The sequence below is a fragment of the Oleiphilus sp. HI0066 genome (assembly GCF_001635725.1).
On the sequence record NZ_LWFH01000444.1, the window covers coordinates 1 to 865 of the forward strand.

Here is an 865-nt window from a genome sequence, read left to right on the forward strand (position 1 = left end):
GAATCTGGCGCAGAGTCAGTTCGTGACATGGGTAAGGTTATGGCTATTCTCAAACCACAGCTACAAGGTCGAGCAGACGTTGGCGCAGTGAGTGGTCTAGTAAAAAAACGTCTATCAAGTTAATCTGCTACCGCTACATTTTTTAAGTGCCTCTACTTAAAGTTTCTCTATCGGCGGAATAATCTATGGCAGGTCAAATTCCTCAAAGCTTTATTGAAGAACTGCGCGAGCGAGTGCCGCTTGTTGATGTTGTTTCTTCAAGAATCAAGCTAAAGAAAGCTGGAACTAGCTACAAAGCCTGCTGCCCATTCCATAACGAAAATACTCCCTCTTTTAACGTCAATGCGCAGAAGAATTTCTATCATTGCTTTGGTTGTGGTGCGAGCGGTGATGCGATCTCATTCTTGCGAGAGTATGACAATCTCAATTTTGTTGAAGCAGTAGAAGAACTTGCCAAGATCGCGGGTGTTGAAGTGCCGCGAGACCAGCGTCTGCAGCAAGCATATGACGAAACGAAGCCATATTTTGAAGCTTTAGATGCCGTAGATAGGCGTTATAGAGAAGCTCTCGCTAATCATACCAGTAAAGATGTCGCACAGCGTTATATAAAAATGCGCGGTTTAAGTGATGAGGTGATTGAGCGTTTTGGTATCGGTTATGCGCCAGCTGAACGAGATTTTGTTGGAGGTCAGGCGGGAGACCGGCAGCTTGCTAAGCTCGTTGAAATGAAATTGGTCTCGCAAAAGTATGAGCGACCTTTTGATCTGTTTCAGAACCGTTTGATGTTTCCTATTCGGAACATGCGTGGCAAGACTGTTGGTTTTGGTGGAAGAACCTTAGGCGACGATAAAGCAAAGTACATCAA

The 865-nt window shown here is 44.7% G+C and carries 2 protein-coding genes; both read left to right on the top strand.

The window, feature by feature from the left end; genetic code table 11:
* Positions 1-123 (top strand): GatB/YqeY domain-containing protein (locus A3738_RS05855; RefSeq protein WP_197473639.1); only part of this gene is annotated, 123 nt, incomplete at its 5' end.
* 62 nt (positions 124-185) lie between these two features.
* A partial coding sequence (locus A3738_RS05860; RefSeq protein WP_231876547.1) for a DNA primase occupies positions 186-865 on the top strand: 680 nt, incomplete at its 3' end.